The 24,207-nt window shown below is 46.3% G+C and carries 20 protein-coding genes and 1 pseudogene; 16 read left to right on the top strand and 5 right to left on the bottom strand.

Going from position 1 to position 24,207, the window contains the following annotated elements:
- Positions 1-161 precede the first annotated feature (161 nt).
- The 11 genes and pseudogenes from araA to AXI57_RS12680 all read left to right on the top strand — a co-directional run bounded on the left by araA (position 162) and on the right by AXI57_RS12680 (position 13,166).
- Positions 162-1,652: an L-arabinose isomerase gene (gene araA / locus AXI57_RS12730; RefSeq protein ID WP_061670377.1), complete on the top strand. Its 1,491-nt coding sequence runs from the start codon at positions 162-164 to the stop codon at positions 1,650-1,652.
- A gap of 11 nt (positions 1,653-1,663) precedes the next feature.
- Positions 1,664-3,367 carry a ribulokinase gene (gene araB / locus AXI57_RS12725; RefSeq protein ID WP_061670289.1) on the top strand — a complete coding sequence of 568 codons (1,704 nt, stop codon included), beginning with the start codon at positions 1,664-1,666 and terminating at the stop codon, positions 3,365-3,367.
- Positions 3,360-4,049 carry an L-ribulose-5-phosphate 4-epimerase gene (gene araD, locus AXI57_RS12720; RefSeq protein ID WP_061572605.1) on the top strand — a complete coding sequence of 230 codons (690 nt, stop codon included), beginning with the start codon at positions 3,360-3,362 and terminating at the stop codon, positions 4,047-4,049. Before araB ends, araD begins: the two co-directional genes overlap by 8 nt.
- Complete coding sequence (locus tag AXI57_RS12715; RefSeq protein WP_141292175.1) at positions 4,027-4,845, top strand: HAD-IIA family hydrolase; 819 nt, start codon at positions 4,027-4,029, stop codon at positions 4,843-4,845. Before araD ends, AXI57_RS12715 begins: the two co-directional genes overlap by 23 nt.
- A complete protein-coding gene (locus tag AXI57_RS12710; protein ID WP_061670287.1) occupies positions 4,842-6,026 on the top strand; it encodes a sn-glycerol-1-phosphate dehydrogenase in 1,185 nt (394 codons plus the stop codon). The genes AXI57_RS12715 and AXI57_RS12710 overlap by 4 nt, the downstream gene beginning before the upstream one ends.
- Before the next feature lie 30 nt (positions 6,027-6,056).
- On the top strand, positions 6,057-7,358 hold the full coding sequence (locus AXI57_RS12705; RefSeq protein ID WP_061670286.1) for an arabinooligosaccharides ABC transporter substrate-binding protein AraN: 1,302 nt from the start codon (positions 6,057-6,059) through the stop codon (positions 7,356-7,358).
- Between the two features lie 36 nt (positions 7,359-7,394).
- Positions 7,395-8,336, top strand: coding sequence for an arabinooligosaccharides ABC transporter permease AraP (locus AXI57_RS12700; protein ID WP_061670285.1), 942 nt, complete (start codon positions 7,395-7,397; stop codon positions 8,334-8,336).
- 3 nt (positions 8,337-8,339) lie between these two features.
- Complete coding sequence (locus AXI57_RS12695) at positions 8,340-9,182, top strand: arabinooligosaccharides ABC transporter permease AraQ (RefSeq protein ID WP_010789431.1); 843 nt, start codon at positions 8,340-8,342, stop codon at positions 9,180-9,182.
- 21 nt (positions 9,183-9,203) lie between these two features.
- Entirely contained in the window at positions 9,204-10,700 is a 1,497-nt protein-coding gene (gene arfA, locus AXI57_RS12690) for an arabinosylfuranosidase ArfA (protein WP_061670284.1), read from the top strand.
- Positions 10,701-10,824: 124 nt separating this feature from the next.
- A pseudogene (gene cstA / locus AXI57_RS12685) lies at positions 10,825-12,622 on the top strand (carbon starvation protein CstA).
- A 232-nt stretch (positions 12,623-12,854) separates the two neighbouring features.
- Positions 12,855-13,166 carry a VOC family protein gene (locus AXI57_RS12680; protein WP_371845833.1) on the top strand — a complete coding sequence of 104 codons (312 nt, stop codon included), beginning with the start codon at positions 12,855-12,857 and terminating at the stop codon, positions 13,164-13,166.
- Between the two features lie 57 nt (positions 13,167-13,223).
- Here the strand turns inward: AXI57_RS12680 and AXI57_RS12675 are convergent, their stop codons facing one another.
- From AXI57_RS12675 to sspI, 4 genes are all read right to left on the bottom strand, one after another.
- Positions 13,224-14,579 carry a (Fe-S)-binding protein gene (locus AXI57_RS12675; RefSeq protein ID WP_061670282.1) on the bottom strand — a complete coding sequence of 452 codons (1,356 nt, stop codon included), beginning with the start codon at positions 14,577-14,579 and terminating at the stop codon, positions 13,224-13,226.
- Positions 14,576-15,988 carry a glycolate oxidase subunit GlcD gene (gene glcD / locus AXI57_RS12670; RefSeq protein WP_061670281.1) on the bottom strand — a complete coding sequence of 471 codons (1,413 nt, stop codon included), beginning with the start codon at positions 15,986-15,988 and terminating at the stop codon, positions 14,576-14,578. The genes AXI57_RS12675 and glcD overlap by 4 nt, the downstream gene beginning before the upstream one ends.
- Positions 15,989-16,051: 63 nt before the next feature.
- Entirely contained in the window at positions 16,052-17,206 is a 1,155-nt protein-coding gene (locus tag AXI57_RS12665) for a CdaR family transcriptional regulator (protein ID WP_061670280.1), read from the bottom strand.
- 83 nt (positions 17,207-17,289) lie between these two features.
- Entirely contained in the window at positions 17,290-17,502 is a 213-nt protein-coding gene (gene sspI, locus AXI57_RS12660) for a small acid-soluble spore protein SspI (RefSeq protein ID WP_003325168.1), read from the bottom strand.
- Positions 17,503-17,621: 119 nt separating this feature from the next.
- Here sspI and AXI57_RS12655 point away from each other — a divergent pair, with 119 nt between their 5' ends.
- The 3 genes from AXI57_RS12655 (at position 17,622) to pheT (ending at position 22,192) form a co-directional block, all read left to right on the top strand.
- Entirely contained in the window at positions 17,622-18,368 is a 747-nt protein-coding gene (locus tag AXI57_RS12655; protein WP_061670279.1) for a TrmH family RNA methyltransferase, read from the top strand.
- Positions 18,369-18,727: 359 nt separating this feature from the next.
- Complete coding sequence (pheS, locus tag AXI57_RS12650; RefSeq protein ID WP_003325170.1) at positions 18,728-19,762, top strand: phenylalanine--tRNA ligase subunit alpha; 1,035 nt, start codon at positions 18,728-18,730, stop codon at positions 19,760-19,762.
- Positions 19,763-19,777: 15 nt separating this feature from the next.
- Complete coding sequence (pheT, locus tag AXI57_RS12645; protein WP_061670278.1) at positions 19,778-22,192, top strand: phenylalanine--tRNA ligase subunit beta; 2,415 nt, start codon at positions 19,778-19,780, stop codon at positions 22,190-22,192.
- Between the two features lie 41 nt (positions 22,193-22,233).
- Here the strand turns inward: pheT and rnhC are convergent, their stop codons facing one another.
- The gene (gene rnhC / locus AXI57_RS12640; RefSeq protein ID WP_003325172.1) at positions 22,234-23,175 is read right to left on the bottom strand and encodes a ribonuclease HIII; all 942 of its coding nucleotides are present in this window, start codon (positions 23,173-23,175) and stop codon (positions 22,234-22,236) included.
- Positions 23,176-23,308: 133 nt separating this feature from the next.
- Between rnhC and zapA the strand changes: the two genes are divergently transcribed.
- Both zapA and AXI57_RS12630 read left to right on the top strand, forming a co-directional pair.
- Positions 23,309-23,566: a cell division protein ZapA gene (gene zapA / locus AXI57_RS12635; protein ID WP_003325173.1), complete on the top strand. Its 258-nt coding sequence runs from the start codon at positions 23,309-23,311 to the stop codon at positions 23,564-23,566.
- Positions 23,567-23,572: 6 nt separating this feature from the next.
- The gene (locus AXI57_RS12630; RefSeq protein WP_003325174.1) at positions 23,573-24,106 is read left to right on the top strand and encodes a CvpA family protein; all 534 of its coding nucleotides are present in this window, start codon (positions 23,573-23,575) and stop codon (positions 24,104-24,106) included.
- The last annotated feature ends 101 nt before the right edge of the window (positions 24,107-24,207 follow it).

Below are 24,207 nucleotides of genomic sequence, written 5' to 3'. Positions count from 1 at the left end.
TTATTAAAAAAGAATACAAAAATGATTGACAGTAAATGTACCTTATTAATATAATGAATTTGTTCGTACGAATTATTTTATATATTAATTTATTGATTATTGATCCGTACTTTTTGATAAAAATGAAACCGCTTTATTTTGAAAAGAGAGGGGAAATGAATGTGCTGCCGACGAAGGAGTATGAATTTTGGTTTGTAACGGGAAGTCAGCATTTATATGGGGAGGAAACATTACAAATTGTTGATGAACATGCAAAAGCGATTTGTGAAGGGCTTAGTGCCCTGTCTTCAAGATATACGATTAAGCATAAGCCTGTGGTGACCTCGTCTCAGACTGTCAGACAGTTGTTAAGGGAAGCGGAGTTCAATGAGAATTGCGCCGGAATCATCACTTGGATGCACACATTTTCTCCGGCTAAAATGTGGATAGAAGGTCTTACGTCTTACCGAAAACCGCTTATGCATCTGCACACTCAATATCACCGGGATATTCCATGGGAATCGATTGACATGGATTTTATGAATATCAATCAATCCGCCCATGGCGACCGGGAATATGGCTATATGAATTCAAGAATGGGGCAAATCCGAAAAGTCGTCGTCGGCTATTGGGATGACGAAGAAGTGAAACACGATATGTCTCAGTGGATGAATACGGCGGCTGCATTAAACGAAAGCCGGAATATAAAGGTTGCCCGTTTCGGGGATAACATGCGTCATGTAGCTGTAACGGACGGAGATAAGGTCGGCGCGCATATTCAATTCGGCTGGCAGGTTGACGGCTACGGCATAGGCGACCTCGTTGATGTCATGAATGGTATTACGGAGGACGAAATCGAGGCGCTTTTCAATGAATATGACAGGCTTTATGACATCAGTGAGGAAACGAAACAAGACGAATCGAAGATCGCATCCATTAAGGAACAGGCCAAAATTGAACTGGGCTTAAGCTCTTTCCTTGAAAAAGGCGGGTATACCGCATTTACAACTTCATTTGAAGTGCTCCACGGAATGAAACAGCTTCCGGGCTTGGCCGTTCAGCGTTTGATGGGCAAAGGATACGGGTTTGCTGGTGAAGGAGACTGGAAAACGGCGGCGCTCGTGCGGATGATGAAAATCATGGCAGATGGGAAAAAGACATCCTTCATGGAAGATTATACGTATCACTTTGAACCGGGGAAGGAAATGATTCTGGGATCGCATATGCTTGAGGTTTGTCCAACTGTCGCGCTTGATAAGCCGAAAATAGAGGTTCATCCCTTGTCTATAGGAGATAAAGAAGATCCGGCTCGGCTGGTGTTTAACGGAATAGGCGGCACAGCAATACAAGCGAGCCTGATTGATATCGGCGGGCGCTTTCGTCTGGTGCTGAATGAAGTAAACGGGCAGGAAGTTGAAAAAGAAATGCCGTATCTTCCGGTCGCACGTGTTTTGTGGAAGCCTGAACCTTCACTAAAAACGGCTGCTGAGGCTTGGATTTTGGCGGGAGGTGCGCATCACACGTGTTTATCATATCAACTGACAGCCGATCAAATGATGGACTGGGCTGAAATGGCCGGTATTGAAAGTATTCTGATTTCTCATGATACTTCAATTCATCAGCTGAAAAATGAACTGAAATGGAATGAGGCGCTTTACCGGCTTCAAAGATAGGGGGGACATGTATGACATATACGATAGGTGTGGACTTTGGTACATTATCGGGAAGAGCGGTGCTGGTAAATGTCAAAACAGGCGAAGAGCTGGCAGCCGCTGTTAAGGAATACAAGCACGGCGTGATTGATACGGCTTTGCCGAAGACCGGGGAAAAGCTCCCGCGTGATTGGGCGCTTCAGTATCCGGGCGATTACCTTGAAGTATTGGAGACAACAATTCCGTCACTTCTTGAACAGACGGGGATTCAGCCTGAGGACGTCATCGGCATCGGCATCGATTTTACGGCCTGCACCATTTTGCCAATAGACCGTTATGGAGAGCCGCTATGTATGCAGCCGGAGTTCGAAGCGGAGCCGCACAGCTATGTAAAGCTGTGGAAGCACCATGCGGCTCAAAAATACGCGGACCGTCTCAATGCCATAGCAGCGGAAAATGGAGAGCCTTTCTTACAAAGATATGGTGGAAAGATTTCTTCTGAGTGGATGATTCCTAAGATCATGCAGATTGCCGAAGAAGCTCCGCATATTTATCATGCGGCCGACCGGATCATCGAAGCAGCCGATTGGATTGTGTATCAGTTGTGCGGTTCATTGAAACGAAGCAATTGTACAGCAGGGTATAAAGCGATATGGAGTGAGAAAACAGGATATCCGTCCGCTGAATTCTTTAATGCTTTACACCCTTTAATGAAAACGATTACAGAAGATAAATTAAGCGGTTCTGTTTATTCAGTAGGAGAAAAAGCGGGCGGGCTAACGGAAAAAATGGCGCAGCTGACCGGGCTTCTTCCGGGCACGGCTGTTGCGGTCGCCAATGTGGACGCCCATGTATCTGTTCCTGCAGTCGGCATCACAGAGCCTAAAAAGATGCTGATGATTATGGGAACATCGACATGCCATGTGCTGCTCGGTGAAAAAGTGAATATTGTTCCGGGCATGTGCGGAGTGGTAGATAACGGAATTCTCCCCGGATACGCAGGATACGAGGCCGGTCAATCTTGTGTAGGCGACCATTTTGAATGGTTTGTGAACCATCATGTACCGGAAGATTACAAGAAAGAAGCAAAGGAGAAACATACAGGCATTCACGAGCTGCTGAGTCAAAAAGCCGATCTTCAAAAGCCGGGAGAAAGCGGTCTGCTTGCGCTTGACTGGTGGAACGGAAATCGCTCAACCTTAGTTGATGCTGATTTAACGGGGATGCTGCTTGGCATGACACTCTTGACGAAGCCGGAAGACATCTACAGGGCTTTGGTTGAAGCGACAGCGTACGGCACGCGAATGATTATCGAAACCTTCAGAGAAAACGGTGTACCGATTGAAGAGCTTTACGCCGCAGGAGGAATTGCCGAGAAAAATCCATTTATTATGCAAATTTATGCGGATGTCACCAATATGGAAATTAAATTGTCTGGCTCCCCGCAAGCGCCGGCGTTAGGATCTGCGATATTCGGCGCGCTTGCTGCCGGGAAAGAAAACGGGGGCTGCGAAAGCATCACAGAGGCAGCTGCGCATATGGGCAAATTGAAAGACCATTTCTATAAACCTAACGCTGAGCATGCCGAAATATATGATACCTTGTACGCGGAATATAAAGAATTGGTTCAATATTTCGGAAAAGAAAATCATGTGATGAAGCGACTTAAAACGTTAAAGAACGGCCATTTTGCCTCTCTCGCTAAAAGAAATCAAAAGGGGGATGACCATGCTTGAAACGTTAAAAAAAGAAGTGCTGACCGCTAATCTAAAGCTCCAGGAGCATCGGCTTGTGACCTTTACGTGGGGGAATGTAAGCGGAATAGACCGAGAAAATGAAAGAATTGTGATTAAACCGAGCGGGGTTGAATACAGCGAGTTAACAGCTGATGATTTAGTGGTTCTCAATTTGGACGGGGAAATCATAGAAGGCTCGTTAAAGCCGTCCTCTGACACCCCGACCCACCTATACTTATATAAAGCGTTTCCGAATATTGGCGGCATCGTTCACACACATTCACATTGGGCGACCAGCTGGGCTCAATCCGGAAGAGATATCCCTGCTCTCGGAACGACACATGCAGATTACTTCGACAGCGCGATTCCCTGTACGAGGGAAATGTATGACGAAGAAATTGTGAAAGATTATGAGCATAATACCGGCAAAGTCATCGCCGAAACGTTCAAAAACCAAAAGTATGAGCAGGTACCCGGTGTTCTGGTCAATAATCATGGCCCATTCTGCTGGGGGACAGACGCACTTAATGCCCTTCACAATGCCGTCGTGCTAGAAACGGTTGCCGAAATGGCTTTTCATTCAATCATGCTGAATCAGAATATCAGCCCGATTAATACAGTGCTGCATGAGAAGCACTTTTATCGGAAACACGGAGCGAATGCGTATTATGGCCAGTCATGAGGCCTTCGTATCACCGTCCGGATTTCTTATTGATATAGACGGAACTATTTTCAGGGGAAATGAGCTGATCGAAGGAGCCAAAGAAGCGATTTGTATGCTCCGGAGAATGAATAAGAAGGTCGTATTCTTAAGTAATCGCGGAAACATTTCCAGAAACATGTGCAGAAAAAAATTGCTCGAAGCCGGGATTGACGCAGTGGAAAGTGAAATCGTGCTGTCCTCAAGCGTCACAGCAGCGTTTTTAAAAAAACATTACAGCGATTCAGCCGTGTGGGTGCTTGGAGAAGAGGGCTTGATTGACGAGCTGAATGCGGCCGGCATTCAAATGGCAAATGAACCTAAGGCAGCGGATTGGCTCATCATCTCTCTTCATGAATCGCTTACCTATCAAGATTTGAATCAAGCTTTTCAAGCGGCCGCCTCTGGTGCGCGGATCATCGCCACCAACAAAGATCGTTATTTTCCCAGAGAAGACGGCAATGCAATTGATGTTGCTGGCATGATTGGCGCAATTGAAGCTTCCGCTCAGGCAAAAACAGAGCTTGTTGTCGGGAAGCCGTCATGGCTGATGGCGGAAGCCGCTTGTGATGCGATGCAGCTTACTGCCGGTGAATGTATGATCATCGGAGACAGCATCGAATCAGATATTGCGATGGGAAAATTGTACGGAATGAGAAGCGCTTTAGTTCTTACAGGCTCAAGCAAACCTGGAGAAGCGCGACTTTATGAGCCTGATTTTGTGCTGGAATCTATAAAGGATCTGAACAAATTGGCTGAGGAGGGGATTCTCTTATGAAACAGCTCGCGTCAGACATTCAGCAGACTTTCGAAAAAGCGGGCGAGACTGTATCGCCTTTGGCAGTAGAGGAAATTGTACTGGGAAAACAAGCAGCTCAGGACCTGGTTCATTTTCTGAAAAGGAAAGGCTATCAAAACATTGCGATCATATGCGACCAAACCACCTACAGCATTGCAGGCCGCAATTTGGAGCTCGCCATTGATCATGAGGGCATTCAAGTGAAAAGCATTGCCATTCCTGACAATGAAGCGGGTGATGTGACGGCAGACGAACGATCGCTTATTCATACTCTCATTCAAGCCCCGAAAACAATTGATTCCTTTATTGCTGTCGGATCGGGAACCATTCATGATATTGTCCGTTTTGCCGCCTTTCACCGGGATTTGCCTTTTATCTCATTTCCGACTGCTCCCTCTGTTGACGGATTTACATCAGCCGGGGCGCCTGTCATTTTGCACGGAACAAAAACAACGGTTCAGACGAAGGCGCCGATTGCGTTATTCGCCGATGTCGACTTGTTAAAATCAGCACCACAGCCGATGGTGGCAGCCGGATTCGGTGACATGCTCGGAAAAATCACCTCTTTAGCGGATTGGAAAATATCGCATCAGCTGGCTGATGAGCCTTACTCTCATACGGGCGCGCGTCTTGTAGAGGTATCGCTTAACAACTGTATTGCAAACACCAAGGAAATTGTCTCTAAAACTGAATCCGGCATCCGTATCTTGATGGAAGCCTTGATTGTATCGGGCCTTGTCATGCTCGCCTTAGACCATTCCCGCCCGGCTTCAGGGGGAGAACATCATGTATCACATTGGATTGAAATGGAGTTAATGAAGAAGAACAAGCCCCAAATCCTTCATGGGGCAAAGGTGGGCTGCGCGGCTGTATTGCTGACTGATACGTACAGAAAACTTGCCAAACATGAGAACCTGAGCGAATTCTCTCCAGACCGCAGGGACATCATTCAATCAATTTATGAAGGACTCCCGGAAGGAAAGACACTGGCTGGCTGGCTGAAATCAGCCGGAGGCCCCGCGTATTTTGACGAAATCGGTGTAGACGGAGAGTCTGTAAAAAACGCCTTAAAACACGCACATACACTAAGAGAGCGTTATACCGGCCTGAGAATCATAAACGAAAACGAAACGCTTTTAAAAAATGGCCTGTACCAATAAGCCCGCACCTCCAGCGGAAGGGGTAACAAGATGAAAAAAATGACTGCCTGTTTTCTTTTGCTTATTATGCTCCTCACATCATTATTAGCCGGGTGCGCAGCAGAACGGTCATCCGGGAATTCGGGTGAAACGGAGCTGACCTTTTGGACATTTAACGGACTTCATGAACAGTTTTATCTGGAAATGGTGAAAGAGTGGAATGCGAAGTATCCAGATCGAAAAATTAAATTAAACACGGTTGTTTATCCATACGGCCAAATGCACGACAATCTCTCCATTTCATTAATAGCGGGAGAGGGCCTGCCGGATATCGCGGATGTTGAATTAGCACGGTTTTCGAACTTTTTGAAAGGCTCGGACATTCCGCTTGCCGATTTAACGCCTCTTATCCAAAAGGACCGGGACAAGTTCGTTGAGGCGAGGCTTACTTTATACAGTAAAGACAGAAAGCTTTACGGGCTTGATACACATGTAGGGACGACAGTGATGTTTTATAACATGGACATTATGAAAAAGGCGGGTGTCAATCCCGATGATATCAAAACGTGGGATGATTACCGGAAAGCCGGCCAGAAAGTACGCAAGGCGACCGGCAAGCCGATGGGAACGGTGGAAACGAATGATTCCGGCACGTTCCTCTCCATGATCTCACAGCAAAACTCAGGTTACTTTGATAAAGATGGAAAGCTGATCATCAATAACAAAACAAATGCAAAAACTCTTCAATTTTTAAAAGACATGATCAATGATAAAACGACGATCGCTGCACCCGGCGGCGGACATCATAGTGAAGAATACTACGGATTTATGAATCAGGGAGGAGCGGCTTCCGTTCTTATGCCTATCTGGTATATGGGAAGGTTTATAGATTATATGCCGGATTTAAAAGGGAAGATGGCGATACGGCCGCTTCCGGCGTGGGAAGAAGGCGGCGACCGCTCAGCAGGTCTTGGCGGAACGGCCACAGTCGTGCCGAAACAAGCGAAACACGAAGAATTGGCAAAAGAGTTCCTGGTCTTTGCGAAAGGCTCCAAGGAAGGGAATAAAAAGCTTTGGAGTGTGCTGGGGTTTGATCCGCTCCGGTGGGATGTGTGGGATTCGAAAGAATTAAAAGAGAAAAATCAATACACAGATTACTTTCAAAACGGAACTGACATTTTCTCTGTGCTTCTCGATATTAAGGATGAAATTAATCCGATCTATTTAGATGAGGATTTCGCCAAGGCATCTGATCTCATGATCAGGAATGTGCTGTTCGACGCGCTCAAGACACAGCAAAAAACGCCTGAAGAAGCCTTAGACAGGGCGGCAGGTGAATTAAAAGATAAATAGACTCGTATTCAAAACATGAAAGCGGGGAGGTTCTCTATGAAACCTGTGAAGACGGGGACGGTTCAACCCGTTCCCTCAACGGCGAAGGAATCCGTCTGGCGGAGTGTCTTGTACTCGAAAAAAGCGGCGCCTTATCTGTTTACAGCTCCATTTGTCATCTCATTTCTTATTTTCTTTCTGTACCCTATCATCAGTGTTTTCATCATGAGCTTTCAAAGAATACTGCCGGGGGAGGTTTCGTTTGTCGGACTTTCCAACTACACCTCACTTCTTAATCCGACATTCTATACAGCTCTTTTTAATACGCTGGAATATACGGTTTGGACACTGATTGTGTTGATCCCGGTTCCATTGCTTCTGGCCATCCTTCTGAATTCAAAATTAGTAAAGTTCAGAAACGTATTTAAATCGGCGCTGTTTATCCCGGCTTTGACATCCACCATTGTTGCAGGGATTATTTTTCGCCTGATTTACGGAGAAATGGATACGTCACTGGCCAATTCATTCCTTATTAAAATCGGCGTTTCTCCGCGAAATTGGCTGAACGATGAGCACACCGGCATGTTTCTGATGGTCATGCTTGCTTCATGGAGATGGATGGGTATTAATATACTGTACTTTTTAGCGGGGCTGCAAAATGTGCCGAAAGAGCTGTATGAGGCGGCTGATATCGACGGAGCAAATACAATGAAAAAATTTCGCCATATCACTTTGCCGTTCTTAAAGCCTGTATCGGTATATGTCCTGACGATCAGCATTATCGGCGGATTTAGGATGTTCGAAGAGAGCTATGTTCTTTGGCAAAATAATTCCCCGGGTAATATCGGCCTCACGCTTGTCGGGTATTTGTATCAGCAAGGGCTTGCTTACAATGAAATGGGGTACGGAGCGGCGATCGGGATTGTGCTTTTGCTCGTTATTCTTATTGTCAGCCTGATTTCTTTAAAACTGTCAGGTTCGTTTAAGGGGGAGGGGTAATCTATGCAGAACAGCAACCGGTTTGCCGTTTACAGAATCGCTCTGACTCTGTTTTTTATCATGCTGAGCCTGCTGTATATTTTTCCGATGCTCTGTTTGCTGTTAGGTTCATTAAAGCCGTCGTCAGAGCTTTTGCGGATCGGGCTGAATTTGAAAATAGATCCGGATGTGCTGAGTTTTGATAATTACACGTTTTTATTTCATGGCGGCAGCATTTATTTCAAATGGTTTTTTAACAGCATTGTTTTGGGTTTATTAACAACGGTGTTAACTCTGTTTTTTTCTTCAATGATTGGTTACGGGCTTGCGGTATATGAATTTAAAGGCAGGAACCTGATCTTTGTTCTGGTGCTCATCATTATGATGGTGCCGCTTGAAGTTATGATGCTTCCGTTATTTAAGCTGACAGTGGGGCTGCATCTGATCGATTCCTATACGGGTGTGATTTTGCCTTTCATTGTCTCGCCTGTCGCGGTTTTCTTTTTCAGGCAATATGCGCTCGGACTGCCGAAAGACCTGCTGGACTCGGCGCGGATGGATGGGTGTACGGAATTTGGCATCTTTTTCAGAATTATGGCGCCGCTCATGAAGCCGGCCTTTGGGGCGATGATTATCCTTCAGTCCCTGAACAGCTGGAATAACTTCCTCTGGCCGCTCATTGTGCTTCGGTCAAAAGAAATGTTTACGCTTCCAATCGGGCTGTCAAGTTTGCTCAGTCCATACGGCAACAACTATGACATGCTGATTTCCGGCTCAGTCTTTGCGATTTTACCGGTAATCATTATCTTCTTGTTTTTCCAAAAGTATTTTATCTCCGGACTGACAGTGGGCGGGGTAAAAGGATAATATAAATTAGGAGGAAACAATATGAAAAAAGCGGGAATGATCATAGATAAAGAGTATAAAATCGGTCAAGTAGATAAGCGTATCTACGGCTCATTTATCGAGCATATGGGCCGGGCGGTATATGAAGGCATCTACGAACCGGATCATCCTCAAGCAGATGAATCAGGTTTTCGAAAGGACGTCCAGTCGCTCATTAAAGAATTGCAGGTGCCTCTGATTCGGTATCCGGGCGGCAACTTTTTATCCGGCTACAACTGGGAGGACGGCGTAGGCCCTGTTAAAGACCGTCCAAGGCGGCTTGATCTGGCATGGAAAACGACGGAGACAAATCAAGTGGGTACGAATGAATTTTTATCCTGGGCCAAAAAGGTGAACACCGAGGTCAACATGGCTGTCAATCTTGGCACGAGAGGCATGGACGCAGCCCGCAACCTCGTGGAATACTGCAATCATCCGTCAGGTTCTTATTGGAGTGATTTGAGAAGGTCCCACGGTTATGAAGCACCTTACGGAATTAAGACATGGTGCTTAGGAAATGAGATGGACGGCCCGTGGCAGATCGGACATAAAACAGCAGAGGAATACGGAAGGCTTGCTGCTGAGACGGCAAAAGTCATGAAATGGGTGGATCCTTCGATTGAATTGGTTGCCTGCGGCAGTTCAAACAGCAGTATGCCGACATTTATTGATTGGGAAGCGAAGGTGCTTGAGCATACGTATGATCATGTGGATTACATCTCCCTTCATACGTACTACGGAAACCGGGATAACAACCTGCCAAACTATTTAGCCCGCTCCATGGATCTGGACCACTTTATTAAGTCTGTTGCCGCGACATGCGACTATATGAAGGCGAAAAAACGCAGTAAAAAAACCATTCATCTTTCATTAGATGAGTGGAATGTGTGGTACCACTCTAACGAAGCTGATAAAAAAGTAGAGCCATGGATGGAAGCGCCGCCGATTTTGGAAGATATTTATAATTTCGAAGATGCTTTATTGATCGGCTCGCTTCTCATTACGATTTTGCAGCACGCTGACCGTGTGAAAATTGCATGTCTCGCACAGCTTGTGAATGTGATTGCGCCTATTATGACTGAAAAAGGCGGAGAAGCATGGAGACAGCCGATTTTCTATCCGTACATGCATGCCTCTGTTTACGGAAGAGGGGAATCGCTTAAGCCGATTATCTCTTCTCCAAAGTATGACTGTGCAGACTTTACGGATGTGCCATATGTGGATGCGGCTGCCGTTTATCATGATGAGGATCAGACACTGACGGTTTTTGCTGTGAATAAGAGTGAGGAACCGATGGAGACAGACATGTCGTTAAGGGGGTTTGAATCCTATCGCATCATCGAGCATATTGTGCTTGAACATGAAGATATCAAAGCAACAAATCAAAAAAACAGAAAAAATGTCGTACCGCATGCCAATGGAACATCTTCTAAGTCAGAAGGCGAACTGAAAGTTCATTTCACACCGCTTTCATGGAATGTGATCCGTCTTCAAAAGTAATCATGCACATTCAAGTAAGCCGGCACCATCAGCCGGCTTTTTCTCATGGGAAATGGAAAAACCACCGCCTTTAGTCCCTGAATTGTGATATATTTGTAAAAAACAGCAAAGGGGATGGGGAAAAATGAATGCGGTTACAATTGTGATAGCGTCAATGTGTATATTGGCGATCGCTTATCGTTTATATGGAACCTTTATGATGGTAAAGGTACTGAAAGTGAATGATGACAAACCGACGCCGGCTCACACACACGAAGATGGAAAAGACTATGTGCCTACGAATAAATGGGTCACGTTTCGGCCACCATTTTGCCGCCATAGCCGCTGCCGGTCCTCTTGTCGGGCCGATACTTGCAGCGCAATTCGGTTATTTGCCCGGGCTGTTATGGCTGTTAATCGGAGCGGTTATCGGGGGAGCCGTTCATGATATAGTCGTCTTGTTCGCGTCCATGCGGAAAAACGGAAAATCGCTGTCAGAAGTGGCGAAAGACGAGCTTGGGCCTGTCGCGGGTTTTTGTACGGGGCTTTCAATGCTGTTTATTATCACAATCACGATGGCAGGATTGTCAATGGTTGTGCTCCATGCTTTGGAACGCAATCCCTGGGGGACATTTGCCGTTGGTATTACCATTCCAATAGCGATGGGCGTCGGTATTTATTATAAAAAAACCGGAAATCTAAAGCTCGCTTCCACTGTGGGATTCCTCTTTTTATTGGCAGGGGTATTTATTGGTCCATGGGTGCAGACAACCGCGCTGGGAGATATCCTGACCCTTGAAACGAAAACGCTTGCAATTGCGCTGCCGGTCTATGCTTTCTTTGCGGCGGCGCTTCCTGTATGGCTTCTGCTCGCTCCCAGGGATTATTTAAGCAGCTTTATGAAAATAGGGGTATTTATCGCACTGATTGCGGGAGTGTTTATTGTAAATCCAGCTATTCCGTTTCCGGCGTTTACGGAGTTTGTAAAAGGCGGAGGGCCGGTGCTTGCGGGACCTGTCTGGCCGTTTATTTCGATTACGATCGCTTGTGGGGCGATCTCAGGATTTCACGCGTTTGTCGGTTCGGGAACAACGCCGAAAATGCTTAATAAATGGAGTGACATGAAGCCGGTCGCCTTTGGCGCGATGCTTGTGGAGTGTCTTGTCGGCATCATGGCGCTGATCGCGGCCACCGCCTTGCAGCCTGCTGATTATTTTGCGATCAACAGCACGCCGGAAGTATTTCGTACGCTTGGAATGAATGTTGTACACTTGCCTGAATTAAGCCGTGAAATCGGCCTGGATTTAGAAGGGAGAACAGGAGGCGCCGTTACACTTGCTGTCGGCATGACTTATATTTTTACCGGAATGCCGTTTTTCAGCCATCTGGCCTCATATTTTTTCCAATTCGTCATTATGTTTGAAGCGGTCTTTATTTTAACGGCTATTGATGCAGGGACCCGTGTGGCCCGCTATTTAATTCAAGACTTTTTCGGAGAGGTTTATAAGCCTTTGAAAAAAACAGACTGGCTTCCCGGATCTGTATTTGCCAGCGCACTGGCCTGCTTGATGTGGGGATACCTTCTTTATTCAGGCGATATCGGCTCCATTTGGGCGCTGTTTGGCGTTTCCAATCAGCTCATGGCATCTGTCGGATTAATTATCGGCGCGACGATTGTGCTGAAAATTGCTGATAAGCGGCGTTATATCCTGACATGCCTGATTCCGCTAGCCTATTTATATGTCACCGTCAACTATGCAGGGTATTGGATGGTGCGTTACGTATACTTAAATCCGGAAGCGGCGGGATACAGTGTTCTGAATGGGGCTTTATCCATCATTATGCTCCTGTTAGGTTTGGTAATCATCATTGCGGCTGTGAAAAAATGGGCCCAAATGTGGCGTGATCCGAGTTTAAGAATGGAAGCATCCATTCCGGGATAATGAGCGTGAATACCAAGTTGACCAAGAGCCTGTTTTCTAAACAGGCTCTAACTCATGTGGGGGAGTATCTTTCTGCATCTGATTTTTCAACTAAAAAATAAAAAAGGAGAAGATGGGGGAGAAGCAGAATGATAGAACAATAAAAGGAGGCAAGAAGAATATGAATCTATCCATGAGGTACGTTATTCTCTATGTGTCGGACGGGGAACGCTCGCTGCATTTTTACAAAGATATTTTAGGGCTGACGGTTCGAGCCCAGCATGATACGTATGTAGAGTTTGATACAGGCTCTCAGGTATTGGCTTTTAATACGAGAAAGAATGTGAGGGAAATTACCCCGCTGGAAATACCGGAGGAAGCGGGATATTCACAAACATTTGAATTGGGGTTTGTGACTGAAGATGTGGGCGCAGTGATTGAGAAATTAAGAGGAGAAGGCGTCTCCATTCTGTCTGAGCCAAAAGTAAAGCCGTGGGGCCAGACGGTCGCCTATGTTGCGGACCCCGACGGCCATTATATTGAAATTTGCAGCCCTGTAGAATAAATCATCCCTAAATACGTGAGACAGCCCCATTTAAAGGATGACAAAAGCCGACTCGTGTTAAATGTGTTGGCTTTTGTCAGTTATCGGTTCTGATTCAGCGGCTTCCAGCAATAAATCCGCAAGGTGGACCGCCCGAACCTGTCCGCCCAAGCCTTCCCGTTCAATGCCGAGCTTCATTTGTAAAAGACAGCCTGGATTGGCCGTGACAATCACAGCGGCATGCGTTGCTTTTGCGGTGCGCATTTTGCTGTCTAAGATTTTCATAGACATGTCTGATTCAACAATATTGTAAATTCCCGCTGAGCCGCAGCAGCTATCCGCTTTTTCCATTTCTCTGAATTCCGCTCCTTCAATGCTTTTTAGGAGCTTGCGCGGTTCTTTGGATGTATGCATGACATTTCGCAGGTGGCAGGAGTCTTGATAGGTGATCACTTGAGGTGTCTCAAGCTTCAACCCTTTTTTATCAAAATCAAGCTCGACCAGCACGGATGAAAAGTCTTTTAGTTTTTGGACAAATACCGCAGCGCGTTCTGACCACTCAGGATCGTCTTTCAGCAAATGGTCATATTCAATGAGAAAGGCGCCGCATCCCCCGGCGTTGGTAATGATATAATCCGCCTCAAGCGCTTCAAAGGCCATGATATTTCGTTTGGCCAGCTCTTTCCCCAATTCTTTTTCACCGCTGTGCCCGTGCAGTGCTCCGCAGCACGCCTGGTCATCAGGTATGACGATATCGCACCCGGCCAGCTGCAGCAGCTTGGCGGTAGCGTCGTTGGTTGGCAAAAACATCGTATCCATTAAGCAGCCGGAGAAAAAGGCGACACGTTTTTTAGCCGGGCCGATCGCCGGCAGTATACGGGGGCGATTTTTCATTTCTTTGCTTTTAGGCACAGGCGGCAGAACCTTTTCCATCGTGCGCAGATGTTCCGGCAATATACGGAGCATCCCTGTTTTTCGGACCGCTGCCTGCAATCCCGACCGCTGATATAAACCGATAAGGCCGGCGGCGGTACGCATTCGGTTTTGATGCGGAAACAGCTCTTTAAAAGCCGTTTTTCTAATAAGCCGCACACCGAGCGAGTGTTTTTTATTTTGATTAATGATATCTCTCGCTTCTTCAAGAAGCTGGCCGTAATTGACGCCTGACGGACAGACAGGTTCACAGGCGCGGCATCCGAGGCAAAGCGCAAGCGATCGTTCGACATCCTCATCAGGCTCAATCTTGCCGTCAACTACAGCCTTCATTAAAGCAATGCGGCCCCTCGGCGAGTGGGATTCCTGAAATCCTGATTCAATATATGTTGGGCAGGACGGGAGACAGAAACCGCAGCGCATGCAATTCAGCAGCTCTCCTTCATCCATGCGTTCCTTGAATTCTGTTTGTATCTGCTCCATTTCTTTTGCCGTTGTCATCTCTCTACCACCACTCGTTTTCTGGAATCACTTGCAAACATTTTGCCCGGATTTAAGATATTGTGCGGATCAAACGCGGTTTTTACCGCCTTCATCGCCGAAATGCCTTCTTTTTTCAGCTTCATCTCTAAGTAAGGGGCTTTCACAACCCCGACCCCATGTTCTCCGGTAATGGTTCCGCCGAGTTCAATGGCCTTTTCAAAAATCTCTTCAAATGCCCGTTCGACACGTTCCATTTCATCCGTATTTCTTAAATCAGTCGTGCAGGTCGGATGGAGGTTGCCGTCTCCCGCATGCCCGAATGTGCAAATGGATAGGTCGTATTTAGCGGCGATATCGTTAATCGCTTTGACCATATTTGCGATTTCTGACCGCGGAACGGTGGCATCCTCCAAGATGGTTGTCGGTTTCAATCGGGCAAGTGCGGAAAGGGCGGAGCGCCGCGCTTCGGTCAGGGCGAACGCTTCTTCCTCCGTTTGAGCGGCCTGAACGGATACGGCTGCGCCTTTTTTGCAAATCGCCTCAATTTTTTCCATGTCACGTGCGACAGTATCATAAGACCCGTCCTGTTCAATCAAAAGGACGGCCTTGGCATTTGTGGGCAGCCCGATTTTGGCATAATCCTCGATGACCTGTAATGTCGGCTGATCGAGAAATTCAAGTGTGGCCGGTATCAATTTTTCCGCAATAATGGCGGATACCGTCTGAGCGGCGGCATCAATATTTTCATAGAGTGCGAGTAATGTTTTCTTCGTTTCCGGCTTTGGCACTAATTTCAATATGGCTTCCGTTACGATGCCGAGTGTTCCTTCTGATCCGACAAAAAGGCGCGTCAGATCATATCCCGCTACGTCTTTTGCAAGCTTTCCGCCTGTGCGGATGATATCCCCGTTTGCCAGCACGACTTCTAGGCCCATTACATAGTCACGGGTGACGCCGTATTTTAACCCGCGAAGGCCGCCGGAATTTTCGTTAATATTTCCGCCTATCGTAGATATTTTCATAGAACTCGGATCAGGCGGATAAAACAATTGCTTGCTTTCCGCCAGTAGAATCATATCAAGCGTAATCACGCCCGGCTGGACAGTGATGGTCAAATTTTCTTCATCAATGTCAAGAATTCGGTTCATGTGTTTAAATAAAAGAACAAGGCCTCCTTCAGTCGGACAAGTGCCGCCGCACAGATTTGTGCCTGAGCCTCTCGGTACAATCGGTATGCGATGCTTATTGCAAATGGTTAAAATACGCGAGACTTCATATTTGTCACGCGGCGCGATGACAGCATCAGGCATTGACTGGAATTGCGGAGCCGCATCATAGGAATACACGAGGCGGCCCGATTTTGAATCATCATAGTTTTCCTCTCCTGCCACCTCTATCAACTGTTTCTTTACCTCATTAGATATCACTATGTCCTTCCCCCTCTGGTCAGAAAAACGCTTTCAATCTATTGTAAAGAAAAAAAGAAGTGTTTAATATGGAGAAACATCTGAAAAATTGGCCTCTGTATTTATTTGATTTGTATGATCATCTAAAAAATATAGCGCCAAATATAAGGTAACGATATCTTCTGTCCGGTTAAAGCTGCATCCAGTTAAGTTTTCCAATTTTTCGAGACGATAGCGCAATGTATTAATGTGGATATGAAGCGTTTCTGCCGTCTGTTTTAAAGACAAGTGCCTGCTAAACAGTGTGCGCACGGTCTTCATGAGCTCTTCGTTGTCCACTGTCTTCTGTAGCACCCTTCTGGAAAATTCACCCCGGGTTGCCGGCCTGATTTCAGCAAGGCACATGTCCAGCTTAAGATCCTCCTCACATACGGCAGTACGGCGTTTGATACTGACAGAGAGCGCTTTTTCGGCTTGTTCGTATGACCGTACCACACGTGAGCTTATAACAGCCTGCCCGACGCCGGCTGAGACATGCTGCCCATTTCCCGCGCTCTCAGCAAACGAACAGAGGGAGTTAATGTGCCGTAACAGCTGTTCCTTTTTATCGCTTTCCGAAACTTCGTGATTGATCAGAATCCTTTCATTTCCCCAACGTACAAAAAGATCGGAAGGACAGTCGTTTTTCCATAAATGCGTCATTTGTTCTATGTCATGCCGGGTAAATTCTTCTTCCCCTTGAATTAAGATAATGCGCCGCTGCGATGTCAGATCGACGCCCAACAGCTGTGCTTTTTCTAAAAAACCAGGTGACCATTCCCGCAATTGCAGCCAATCAATCATAAAGGATTCCAGCGTTCTGGCCTGCCATTGGATTTGCTCAAGATGCCGTGATTCTTTAATGAACAGTTCGGTCATTTTCCGCAGCAGCTCCCCGTATGGCTGTATCTCTTCCGGTTCACCGGTCAAGCCGAAAACAGCAGTCACATGATGGCCTGAAAAGACAGGGAGATTCAGCCCGGATTTTACGCCTCTTAATCTCTTTTCATCTTCTTTTGTAATGATGACATTGCGTTTCTCTTTTGCACATATCAGCGCCCCTTCATGGAATCCGCCGATGCGTTCATCATTTGTGCTTGCGATGATGCTGCCGTCCGTATTCACGATAATGACTTCCCGGTCGTACATCTTTTTTACTTCCGCAATGATTTTTTTTGCCAGAGCAGGTTGTAATAACATATAACGATCCCCCCTAGCCACTATTATACAATGAGCCGCAGGGCGAAAATAAAAAAACCGGGCATCTGCACCCGGTTTACACCTTAAGCAGGCTTTAGTCCGCCTTCCAGTGTTTTCAACATATCATTTTTATCCGTTTCAGATGCATGCTGCCAAAGAACTTCAAACAATACGCCAAGCCCCGGAAGCATCTTTTCCTCACCGCTTTGAATCGCGTCGACGATTGTATGCTCAAGCTGTTCTTGATTATTGCCGGTCACGTTGGCGATAACGGCATTTCGTAAATTAAGATCCATATCAAAAACTCCTTTTTCCTAAAATTTGATACGTATATTCTAACCCCGCACCCGGTTTATTATGTGCGTTTCTTGCGATATAATAACATCATGTTAAAAAAAGGAGAGCACAGCAGACAGTGAAACGAATTGATTCGGCCAAAAACCAAAAAGTGAAGGACTGGAAAAAGCTTCACACGAAAAAAGAACGAACAAAAACAAATACATTTCTTATAGAAGGGGAACACCTTGTAGAAGAAGCGCTGAAAACTGAGGGCGCTGTAAAGGAAATTCTCGTCAAGGACGAAGGGGAAATTCCCCCCGATCTGGACATGTCCATTCATTGCTACATCTTAAGTGAAGACGCGTTTTCCGCTGTGACAGAGACTGAAACGCCGCAGCAGATTGCCGCTGTGTGCCGCATGCCTGAGGATAGCCTTACTTCTTATAAGCGGCTTTTGCTGATAGATGCCGTGCAAGATCCTGGCAATCTTGGAACGATGATTCGCACGGCTGATGCCGCCGGGATGGATGCGGTGGTGATCGGAGACGGCACAGTAGACGCCTATAATGGAAAAACACTGCGATCCGCACAAGGGTCCCATTTTCATATTCCGATTGTCAAACGGAATTTGCACGTTTTCATTGAGGAATTGAAAGCAAGCGGCGTTAAGGTGTACGGGACATCGCTTCAAAACGGATCAGCCTTTCAGGAGACCGCGCCGATAGGCTCATTCGCTTTAATTGTCGGCAATGAGGGGGCAGGCGTCGACTCAGCTATTTTAGAAAAAACCGACTTGAACTTGTACGTGCCTCTATACGGACAGGCCGAATCGCTGAACGTGGCGATTGCCGCTGCCGTCCTGCTGTACCACTTACGAGGATAGTGTTGCGCTGATGCGTGAATTTCACTATAATAGGTAGTAATATTTTTAAAAACCGTGACAGAGGACATCCATTTCTTACAAAGCTGCCTTACAGGGAAAAAATGCCGCTGACTGAAAGCATTTTTATTGCAGCCGGGAATGATTTCACCTCTTGAGTTGTCGCCGGGACCGCGCCATACGCGCGTAAAGGTGAACCGGAACTTGAGTTTCCGTTATGTCAATGAAGCTAAGAACAGATCAGTCTGTCCAAAAAAGGGTGGTACCGCGGCCACAACTCGTCCCTTGTATAAGGGGCGGGTTTTTTTGTTTTCTATAGACATATGACACGAGTACGGTTTTACATAAAAGGAGGATACATGATGGAAGAAAAGCTAAAACAGCTTGAACTTGAAGCTGTAGAAAAAGTAGAAGCAGCAAGCTCATTAAAAGATGTCAACGACATTCGGGTGCAATACCTCGGAAAAAAAGGGCCGATCACAGAAGTGCTTCGCGGAATGGGAAAGCTTTCTGCTGAGGAACGGCCGAAAATGGGCGCCCTCGCCAATGAAGTAAGAGAACGCATCGCGTCCGCGATTTCTGAAAAGAACGCCGCCCTTGAAGAAGAAGAAATGAAAAAGAAACTGGCAGGCCAGACGATTGATGTCACACTGCCGGGAAATCCGGCCAAAAGCGGCGGGCGGCATCCTCTCACAGTGGTCATTGAAGAGCTTGAAGATTTGTTTATCGGCATGGGATATACCGTTGAAGAAGGTCCTGAAGTGGAAACGGATTATTACAACTTTGAAGCGCTCAATCTTCCGAAAGAACACCCTGCACGCGATATGCAGGACAGCTTTTACATCACAGAAGAGACGCTGATGAGAACGCAGACCTCACCCGTTCAGACACGCACGATGGAAAAGCATAAAGGAAAAGGCCCTGTGAAAATCATTTGTCCGGGTAAAGTGTACCGCCGCGATAATGATGACGCGACACACTCCCACCAATTTATGCAGATTGAAGGGCTTGTCGTTGATCGCAATATCAGAATGAGCGATTTAAAAGGAACCCTTGAATTGGTTGCTAAAAAAATGTTTGGGGAAGATCGTGAAATCAGACTTCGCCCAAGTTTCTTCCCTTTCACTGAGCCTTCGGTAGAAGTGGATGTGACGTGCTTTAAATGCGGAGGAACAGGCTGCTCGGTATGTAAAGGTACGGGCTGGATTGAAATTTTGGGAGCCGGAATGGTTCATCCGAACGTGCTTCAAATGGCCGGCTTTGACCCTGAAGAATACCAAGGCTTTGCTTTTGGAATGGGCGTTGAACGGATCGCCATGCTGAAATACGGCATTGATGATATCCGCCATTTCTATACAAACGATGTCAGATTCATTTCGCAGTTTAAACAGGCGTAAGAGGAGGATGTAAGGATGTTTGTTTCTTATAGATGGTTAGAAGATTATGTTGATCTAAAAGGCATGGACCCGTCTGTTCTTGCTGAAAAAATTACGAGAACAGGTATTGAAGTAGAAGGCATCGAGTACAAGGGGGAAGGCATCAAAGGCGTTGTCATCGGACATGTGCTTGAACGCGAACAGCACCCGAATGCTGACAAGCTGAATAAGTGTCTTGTGGATATCGGCGCAGACGAACCTGTACAAATCATTTGCGGAGCGCCAAATGTCGAGAAAGGGCAGAAAGTTGCCGTCGCGACAGTCGGTGCGGTGCTTCCGGGCAATTTTAAAATTAAAAAAGCGAAGCTGCGCGGTGAAGAGTCAAACGGAATGATTTGTTCTCTTCAGGAGCTTGGCGTTGAGGGCAAGCTTGTGCCGAAGGAATATGCGGAAGGCATCTTCGTTTTTCCGAATGAGGCGGAAGCGGGAAGCGACGCATTAGCAGCCCTTCAGCTTGACGATGCGATTTTAGAGCTCGGACTTACACCAAACCGCGCAGACGCAATGAATATGCTTGGTGTCGCATATGAAGTCGCGGCGATTTTAGAAGCTGAGGTCAAACTTCCGCAAACGGATTATGCAGAAGGTGCTGAAAAAGCAGCTGACTATATTTCAGTGAAAATTGAAGACCATGAAGCGAATCCGTTATATACGGCAAAAATCATTAAAAATGTAAAAATTGCTCCGTCACCGCTTTGGATGCAGACGAAGCTTATGAATGCAGGCATCCGCCCGCACAATAACGTAGTTGACATTACCAACTTTGTTCTATTGGAATACGGTCAGCCGCTCCACGCTTTTGATTATGACCGCTTCGGCTCAAAGGAAGTTGTCATTCGAAAGGCGGCTGAAAATGAAACACTTCTCACGCTGGATGATCAAGAAAGAAAGCTTTCCGCAGATCACCTTGTCATCACAAACGGATCAAAAGCCCAGGCTGTGGCCGGCGTTATGGGCGGAGCGGAATCAGAGGTTCGGGACGATACAACCACGATTTTGCTAGAAGCCGCATACTTCAATGGGCAGACGGTCCGCAAAGCGTCTAAAGATCTTGGCCTGAGAAGCGAATCAAGCGTAAGATTTGAAAAAGGAATCGACCCGGCGCGTGTCCGGCTTGCCGCTGAACGTGCTGCGCAGCTTATCCATCTGTATGCAGGCGGAGAAGTTCTGTCAGGCACAGCGGAAGAAAACCATTTGACAATCGAAGCCAATAACATTCATGTTTCTGTTGAAAAAGTCAACAATGTGCTCGGCATGACGATCAGCAAAGAAGAAATGATCAGTATTTACCAAAGGCTCGGCTTTGCAGTCGGAGAAGCACAAGACCTGCTGATTGTAACGGTTCCTTCACGCCGGGGCGATATTAAAATCGAAGAGGATCTTATTGAAGAAGCGGCAAGACTGTACGGTTATGATAATATTCCGTCGACACTTCCTGAAACGGAGGGAACGACAGGCGGATTGACGCCATATCAGGCGAAACGCCGAAAAGTCAGACGTTTCCTTGAAGGAGCGGGCTTATCACAAGCGACGACATACTCATTAACCAATGAAAAAAAAGCAGCCGCATTTGCGATTGAAAAATCACTTCACACCAAGCTGTCTCTTCCGATGAGTGAAGAAAGAAGCATTCTCAGACACAGCCTGATTCCGAATCTGCTTGAATCCGTTTCTTACAACTTGGCGAGACAGACTGATTCAGTAGCGCTGTACGAAGTCGGTTCCGTGTTCTTAACGAAGGAGGAGAACACAAAGCCGGTGGAGAAAGAACGCGTCGCGGGAGCGGTAACCGGATTGTGGCATAAAAATCTATGGCAAGGCGAGAAAAAGCCGGTTGATTTCTATGTGGTGAAAGGGATCGTAGAAGGGCTGTTAGATAAATTAAATATGCTTACGAGCATTGAATTTGTCCAGTCAGAGCGTAAAAACATGCATCCCGGCAGGACGGCGAATATTTTGTTGAACGGCTCGCTGGTCGGTTTTATCGGCCAAGTGCATCCGACAATGGAAAAAGAACTTGATTTGAAAGAAACATATGTATTCGAGCTTGACCTTCACGCGCTGTTAACAGCGGAAACAGAGCCTGTTGTGTACACGGCTATTCCGAGATATCCATCCGTTACACGTGACATCGCGCTCGTCACAGACACAGCGATCTCAAGCGGACAGCTTGAAAGTGTCATTAAAGAAGCGGGAGGAAAGCTTCTGAAAGAAGTATCCGTCTTTGATGTATACGAAGGTGAGCATATGGAAAAAGGCAAAAAATCCGTCGCCTTCTCGCTTCAATACTTAAACCCTGAACAAACATTGACTGAAGAAGAAGTGACAAAAGCACATGAAAAAGTGCTGAAAGCTTTGGAAGAAAAGTATCAGGCTGTTTTAAGAGGCTAAATAAAAAGCTTGCAGAGAAATCTGCAAGCTTTTTTATGCGGTCAGCGTTTACGCTCAACAAGGCGCTTCGCCTTCTGTGTATTTGCAAAATGAAGCTTTGTAAACGTCCTGAGCGCGCTTTCTCCTTTTTTCAATATCAGTTTTGCGCAAGCTTCATCAACGTGCGGGCCGGCTCCTTTGGGAATCACCATTCCTGCTTCGCGCGAGAGTTTATCCATCTCCATTAAGAAGGAGTACCTCGCGATAATTGAGGCAGCGGCGACGGACAGGTGAATGCCCTCCGCTTTTGTGCTGAAATAAGTCCGTTCTTTCACGATGTCTTTGCCGGCCAGATGCTTAAAGTAAATGCTAGGCTCTGCGAATTGGTCAATGAGAATCGCTTCCGGCTTTATGCCGTCCATTTTTTTTAATAGATGTCCGATTGCCTGATTGTGCAGGAGTGCTTTCATTTTTCCCTGGCTCATGCCTTTTTCCTGCAGCTTGTTGTACTTTTCATTGTTCAGAATCAGCAGGCTGTAGGGAATGGTTTTGATCAGGCTTTTGGCGATTTCGATAATTTGCGGGTCCTTTAAGTGTTTTGAATCCTTTACACCGAGTTCCTTCATTAAAGCGAGCTTGGATTTATCAACATACGCGCAAGCGACAGTCATAGGGCCGAAATAATCGCCTGTCCCGACTTCATCAGAGCCGATGACTGACATCATTCCGATCGTTTGAGGCGGTACGTAGCGCGGATCTGCCGCTTTTTTTACGGCTGTCTTTTTTTCCTTCGGTGCTTCTGCAGTTCCCCAGCGTCCGGATTCTGCGGCGGCGTTTTTTCCCTGAAACAAAACCTTGCCGGATTGATAAGCTGTAATGGTACAGCCGGGGGGCTTTGCCTGAAAAACGGCTCCTTGAGGGACAGATGGGCTAAGAGAGCTGCCATAAGACGCTCTCATTTGTTCAATAACAGATTTTGATACTTTTATCACTGAATGGGACACGTAGCAATCTCCTTTTTTTACACTTTTCACTGTATATACCAGTGTATCATAACAGTGCGAGGCTCGTCTTTCCATTCAATTGATAAACATGGTATGATAAGAACTAGGATTCTCACGGAATGGAGGAGAAACGTTGTCTGACGGCAGAAAAGCGAAAACGACAGTTGACATTTACGGTCAGCACTTCACCATTATCGGTGAAGAAAGCAAGGCGCACATGCGGCATGTGGCTGGAATTGTCGATGATAAAATGAGAGAAATGAATGAAAAAAATCCATATTTGGATATAAATAAACTCGCTGTGCTGACGGCGGTAAATGTTGTGCATGATTACATTAAATTAAAAGAGGAATACGAAAAACTGGAGCGTCAGCTTAAAGAAAAGGATTGAACAACTATGATAGATATCATCATCTTGATTTTGCTCCTGATGGGCACATTTATGGGACTGAGGAGAGGATTTATTCTTCAATTTATTTATTTAACGAGCTTTATCCTCTCGATTGCGTTCGCGGCGCTTTTTTACAAAAATGTAGCGCCGAATCTGAAATGGATACCCGCGCCTGATTTTACCGGGGGCCAAGAGGCGCTCTCCTTTTTCTCGGGGAATTTGGAAACGGCGTATTATAATGCGATCGCGTTTGTGATTCTATTCATTATCGCCAAGATTTTGCTCAGAATCATCGGGTCGTTCTTAAATATCGTCGCGAGTATACCCGTTATTAAACAAATCAATAAAGCGCTTGGCGCGGTTCTCGGCTTTTTGGAAATCTATCTATTTACGTTTGTGTTGCTTTATGTGGCATCGGTTCTTCCTGTGGATGCCGTTCAGCAAATGATGGGGCAATCGTCTCTGGCAAACGTCATTATACACCATACACCGTATTTGTCAGGGCTTGTACAAGAGCTGTGGGCGCAATACGGCGGATAAAAACTTCTCTTGCCCGGAGAAGTTTTTTTAAAGCGGTTTTGTATTGTAAGTTTGTTGTGCCATATGAAAAAAATTTGTATGATGAGAAGCAGGAAACGTGT

It is taken from the genome of Bacillus atrophaeus (assembly GCF_001584335.1).
In the GTDB taxonomy this organism is placed as follows: domain Bacteria; phylum Bacillota; class Bacilli; order Bacillales; family Bacillaceae; genus Bacillus; species Bacillus atrophaeus.
This window is presented reverse-complemented; position numbering and strand designations above follow the sequence as displayed.